This is a genomic window from Streptomyces sp. NPDC058459, assembly GCF_042721685.1.
Classification (GTDB): Bacteria; Actinomycetota; Actinomycetes; order Streptomycetales; family Streptomycetaceae; genus Streptomyces.
In genome coordinates this window covers 1-4,516 of sequence record NZ_JBHXLV010000326.1, presented here as the reverse complement: position 1 = coordinate 4,516, position 4,516 = coordinate 1, and the positions used below count along the sequence as shown (strand labels likewise).

Sequence of the window (4,516 nt, the reverse complement as noted above, 5' to 3'; positions counted from 1 at the left end):
CGCGGCCCTGACCGTCGCCGAGGTCCGGCGGCGGTTCAACCTGATCGGCCTGACACACACCGCCATCGACCAGGGACTTCACTGGTCGACCTGGCAGCGTGCACATCAGGCGGAAGCACGACGGCACCACATCCGAAGGCGGCTACAGCTCCAGATGATCCAGATCTAGCCCTGTAGTACTAGCAGGTCCGACCGGCAGCGCTGGAGTCGGACACGGATCGCTGGGGCCGCAAATCGGGCAGCAGGATCTCCTCACTTTTCCCTTGACAGTCGTTGCCGCAGCCCTATGTCATGTGCATTACCTGTGGTGATCATGTGAGATAGGGGTGGGTTGTGGAGGGCGGGGAAAGACGCACGGTTTGGAGCTTCCGGGGGGCTCGTCGCAAGGTGTCCTGGGCAGCGGCTTCAGCTGTTCTCGTATCGGTGCTGGTGGGCAGTCCGCTCAGCGGGCCATACGTGGCGGCCGCATCCTCACCGACACGCGCTACGACAGCCGCGGCCTGGCCTACGAAACCTTCGACGACGTCTACGACAACCAGAACACGCCCACCAGCACCTACGCCCAGGTGCCCTACGGCGGAGCCACCCAGACCGAGACAGAGTTCGACGGGGCCCGGCGTCCCACCAGCAGCACTCTGCTCGTGGACGGCGTGAAGAAGTGGTCCACCACCACCAGCTACACCGGTGACTCCACCGCCACCACAGCCGTCCAAGGCAGCACCGCCACACGCACGATCACCGACGCGCTCGGCCGCACCGCCGAAACCCGCACCTACGCCGGGACCCAGCCCAGCGACACCCAGTACGGGTCCACCTCGACCACTTCCTACACCAAGGTCCACTACGACTACACGCGGGACGGCAAGCCCTCCCTCATCACCGGCCCCGACGCGGCCAAGTGGACCTATGACTACGACCTGTTCGGCCGCCAGGTAAAGCAGACCGACCCCGACAGCGGAACCACCGCCACCAGCTACACCGAACTCGACCAGGTCGACACCACCAAGGACGCCGAAAACAGGGTCCTGCTGTTCGGCTACGACGAGCTCGGCAGACGGACCGGCCTGTGGCAGACCTCCCGCACTGACGCCAACCAGCTCTCCGCCTGGACGTACGACACCCTCCTCAAGGGCGCTCCCAGCGCCTCCACCCGCTACGAGAACGGCAAGACCGGCAAGGCCTACACCAAGCAGGTCACCGCCTACGACACCCTCGGGCGGCCGACCGCAACCAGCCTCACCCTCCCCAGTGACGACCCGCTGGTCACCTCGGGCGCGGTCACCGCCACCATCGCCTTCGAGACCACCTACCGGCTCGACGGGAGAGTCGGGACCACCAAGGAGCCCGCCGCGGGCGGCCTGCGCTCCGAGACCGTCGAAACCCGCTACAACAGCCAGGGGCTGCCCACCGAGCTCTCCGGCGCGTCCGGCTACCTCCTGGCAACCGACTACACCGCGCTGGCGCAAGTCGGCCAGCTCCAGCTCGGCCCCTCCCCCGCGACCGGCACCAAGCGGGTCTTCGTCACCAACACCTACGAGAAGGGAACGGGCAGGCTCACCAACGCCGCCGTCGACGACCAGACACGCGGACCGGTCCAAGACCTCACCTACGCCTACGACCAAGCCGGCAACGTCACCTCCATCACCGACGCCGCCAACCTCGCAACAGGCACCGACAACCAGTGTTTCAGCTACGACGCGTACCGCCGCCTCACCGAGGCCTGGACCCCCAAAACCACGGACTGCGCCTCCTCCGGCCGCACCACGTCCAACCTCTCGGGCCCCGCGCCGTACTGGACCAGCTACACCTACACGGCCTCCGGCCAGCGCAAAACAGAGAAGCAGAACACCGGCACCCCCGTCACGACGACATCCTGCTACGACACCGCCCGACCGCATGCCCTGATCGCGACCACCACGACCGGGAACTGCACCGGACTCGCGCCCCAATACGCCTACGACAACACCGGCAACACCACACGCCGGGTCCAGAAGGCCGGTTCCAGCAAGGCTCAGACACTTGCCTGGAGCGCCGAGGGCAAGCTCGCCCGCCTCACCGATGACGGCACCGCGACAGCGACCAACTACCTGTACGACGCCGACGGCCAGCTCCTCATCCGCCGCGACAACGCCCCCAGCGGCGAGACCGTCCTCTACCTCGGCGCCACCGAGGTCCACCTCAAAACCGGAAAGAAGTGGGCCAACCGCTACTACGGTGCGGCCTGCGCGACCATAGCCCTGCGGACCAACGAATCCGGCGCCGAAAAGCTCTCCTTCCTCGCCGGCGACCAGCACGGTACCAGCTCCATATCGATCGCCGGCGACTCCGCCCAAGCCCTCACCAAGCGCTACAGCACCCCCTTCGGCAATCCCAGAGGCCAGACCATCGGCGTCTGGCCGGACGACAAGGGATTCCTCGGGAAATCGGCGGACGCCGGTACGGGCCTGACGCACGTCGGAGCGCGTGAATACGACCCGTCCGCAGGCCAGTTCATCAGCACCGACCCCATCCTCGCCCCCGAACAGCACCAGTCCCTCAACGGCTACAGCTACGCCGGCAACAACCCCGTCACCTCCAGCGACCCCAGCGGCCTCTTCTGCGACGGCTGCAGTGTGGACAATCCGGGCACCGTCTGGACACCGGAAAACGGCCCCGGCTGCACCACCGAGGGATGCTACGACCACGATGGAAATCAGACGAGTGACTGGAAGGGCAACAAAACCCGCAACACCACAAGCACCACAAGCACCATCACCCAAAGCAGGAGCGGCCCAGAGAAGCGTCGCCCCAAGGTCGCAGGGGTGCCCATTCCCACGAAAGCGGAACTCGTCTCCCGCGGAATACTCTTCCCCGGCGACACCTATGACGAAGCACTGCAAAAATGGGCAGTCGGACTGTGCCAGGGAACCAGTCCCAGCGACAGCCACTACGGCTCCTTCTGCACGGTAGCCGCGAAAGCCGGCGCGCTCGACTCACCGGGGAACGACCCCTTCGGCATCGACGCCAACATCCACTGCATCACAGGCAAGGGTGACTGCGTCGAAGCAGTTGTCACCGACATTCTGATACTCCTCGAAGTGGGCTGGAGCAGAGTAGCCGCCAAGGGCGCCGTAATGGAGGGCGCAGCGATGGAGGCCGCCACAACCGGCCGAACCGTTCGCACGCTGCTCAAAGACTGCATGTGCTTCCGAGCAGGCACCAAAGTCCTCATGTCCGACCGGACAGCCAGAAACATCGAAAAGATCAAACCTGGAGACAGAGTACTCGCAACCGACCCAGAAACCGGAGAAACCCGCAGCCGAAAAGTCACCCGGCTGATCATCACGGACAAGGACAAGCGATTCAACAAGCTGTCCATCGTCACCGCCGACGGCATGAAAGAACTGACCGCCACCAACGGGCACCCGTTCTGGTCGCCGTCGGAACGACGCTGGATCGAGGCGGCAAGCCTCACGCCGGGCATGTCCCTTCAGGTTGAGGGCGGCCATACGGCCGTCGTCGCCAGGAACCATGCGTTCACCGGCCGGTACCGTACGTACAACCTCACCGTGGACGGCCTGCATACGTACTATGTGCTGGCGGGGGAGACGCCGGTACTGGTCCACAATTCTGGGTCGTGTGACGCGGCCGCGTTGACATCTAAGATCAATGCAAATGATCTGAAGATGACTCGGACGGTGGCGAATCACTTCGACGACGTCACCAAGGACAGCAGAGTGGCGCGGCCGTACATGCGTTCCACACAGGTCGTCCGCGAAATCATGGAAGGAAGCGCGCCGAAGCTTGACCCGCGAGGGGCTACCGGGGCAGTCAGGTGGGACACTCCAGGTGCCATGAATGGAAAATCCGGCACCTGGGAATTGGTTGTCGACACCAACACCAACACCATCCTCCACTTCAACTTCGTCAGGTAGAAATGGCGCACAAATTTAGCACTGAAGCAGCGAACCCACTGGCGGGCACGCTTCGCTACTCTGAGTCGGATCGAGGGTTCACCTTCCAGCCGCAGAGCCTTGATGACCTAGCTCGGCTAGAAGGTGGCGGGGGCAGAACGAGTCTCGTCGCTGACACCCTTCAGTTGGAGGTTGCGGTCGATAGCGGCCGCGCCCTCTATGTATGGGGTTACTTGCCGAAGGAATCGTGGCAGCGAGCGGAATTGAAACTGCCAATATCCGCGAGTGGCGGCGTGACAGTGGAACTGGACGATCCTCCGCTTGAAGCAGGTATCTCCGTAGCGATCGCTCGATCAAACTGGCATGTTCTGTTTGATGAGAGTTCGGGATTGGTTCAAATTGTACGGGATCAGCGGATTCCCGAGAGACTGGTAGAGATCGCCGATGGCGTTTGTCTTGGCCTGAACGGTACGGAACTGATCTCGTTCTGGCTCTCCCCGGAGTTTGTTGAGTAGAACCACCCCGGTGGCCTTCCTGAGATTCAACGCTAGGTGTTCGGGTGGGGCTTCAGGAGCGTTTGACGGCAACGCAACCGGACGCCGGCGGCCCCACGAGGTATCTCG

General features: G+C 63.8%; 2 protein-coding genes. Both read left to right on the top strand.

Annotated features, from left to right (window positions below; all coding sequences use genetic code 11):
* Positions 1–641 precede the first annotated feature (641 nt).
* Complete coding sequence (locus ACFWN1_RS31885; RefSeq protein ID WP_384369788.1) at positions 642–3,914, top strand: RHS repeat-associated core domain-containing protein; 3,273 nt, start codon at positions 642–644, stop codon at positions 3,912–3,914.
* A gap of 2 nt (positions 3,915–3,916) precedes the next feature.
* Complete coding sequence (locus tag ACFWN1_RS31880) at positions 3,917–4,408, top strand: hypothetical protein (RefSeq protein ID WP_384369785.1); 492 nt, start codon at positions 3,917–3,919, stop codon at positions 4,406–4,408.
* Positions 4,409–4,516 lie beyond the last annotated feature (108 nt).

Coding starts and splice junctions, on each gene's coding strand:
- ACFWN1_RS31880 (WP_384369785.1), top strand. CDS start 3,917: ATGGCGCACAAATTTAGCACTGAAGCAGCGAACCCACTGGCGGGCACG.